Origin of the sequence: Microcoleus sp. MON2_D5, assembly GCF_036701905.1 — a bacterium.
In the GTDB taxonomy this organism is placed as follows: Bacteria; Cyanobacteriota; Cyanobacteriia; order Cyanobacteriales; family Microcoleaceae; genus Microcoleus.
Genome location: NZ_JAUBRM010000224.1, coordinates 1 through 1,476 on the forward strand (window position 1 = coordinate 1; position 1,476 = coordinate 1,476).

Genomic DNA, 1,476 nt, shown 5'->3' on the forward strand with positions numbered 1-1,476 from the left:
CAATACGGTTCAGTTAAGGGCTAGGCAGTGCTTAAAACAATAAATACAGGAGGATTCATTATTATTCCAGTACCTCTGTGTTTAACTTGTTTAGAGCGAAATTTTGAGACAGGCTTTTTCACAACTCTTGGGTTGTTTCTCTGAACCCTTTCAGGTAGAAGTTGGTCAAATATCTCCCAAGTTAACCAATTAAAAAAAATGGAAGTTCCTGTGGTTGTAATCGCTGGAATTTTGGCAGAGCACGACGAATAACTCGTAATGTTCCAGTAAAAGAAAGACGCAATGGTGAAACACCTGCACTGCTTGCAGCTTGAAAAATTAATGACCGTACAGCCCAATGTCCTAGTAGTAAACCATAAATTTCTTGTACCACTTCTTTCGGTATTTGAGACCGAATATGAGTTTTTCGTCCCAATAAATGTACTTTGAGTTCATCAATAGTATTCTCGACTTCCCAACGTTGATGATATTCACAAGCAAGTGACTGGGCTGGAATTTTTTCAGCGTCCAACAAGCTCGTAATTAAACGATATCTAATTTGTGTGGCTGGGTGTTCGGTAGCCTCAATTATGTACTCGATTACTCTTACCTGTATTGGCTTAAATCCTTTTTTTCTTAACTTGCCAGATGGATAAATCCAACTTAAATATGAACCATCATCTAGTTGTGTTTCGTTTAAGAATTTAACGTTGGATGGAATTCGCCCCAAATACTCACAACCTTTACTGAATGTGGCTTCTACCATCGCGTAAGAATGTAAACCTCTATCCCACATCAATAACATTCCCGGCGTTACTGAGCGTAATAACTTTAATGCTCTTACTCTTTCTCCTATTTTATATGGACACATTAAGGCATCAAAGATTAAATGTGTTCCTGCCTCTACTAAAATCACTAATCTAGCTTTGGGGAACGCCGCTCTCGTACCCGGACGGCTACCCGGACGACCGAAAACCCTAGCATTTTCATCACTATCTGGGATATCTAGGCAGGTTCCATCTATCACTACGACTCTTAGTTCATGGATAAAAGCTCCTACTGTTTCAACTGTAGCCATTGGTCGCACTAATGAATGAAACAACTGTCTCATCACGCCTGCTCCTAATCTTTGTCTGGCTTGAGTAATTGCCGATTTACACGGAAATTGCCAATATTTACCAATTTTTATCCATGCTTCATTAAGACCATCAATCAGGTTTTTTAGTACATCTCGCATTGAATCTTTCGACCACAGACTCATGGCGATTACCAGACACACTACCAGTTGTGCTGGCAGGGTTCGATGACGTTTCTCTTCAACCTTCGTTTTAGTAATCGCCTGTTCAATTGCACTGGCTGGGATTGCTATCTCTATGGCTTTGAATATCTCCTTACTTGGGATTTTGGGAGATACTAATGAGAATTCTTTGAGATGCACCTTACTTGCTCTCCATTTTTGGACACCATACCTAATTTACCACTATTTGAGCCTTAACT

The 1,476-nt window shown here is 39.9% G+C and carries 1 protein-coding gene; it reads right to left on the reverse strand.

Going from position 1 to position 1,476, the window contains the following annotated elements; all coding sequences use genetic code 11:
- Window positions 1-181 precede the first annotated feature (181 nt).
- A complete protein-coding gene (locus QUA47_RS30815) occupies window positions 182-1,417 on the reverse strand; it encodes an IS4 family transposase (RefSeq protein WP_333433627.1) in 1,236 nt (411 codons plus the stop codon).
- Between the last annotated feature and the right edge of the window lie 59 nt (window positions 1,418-1,476).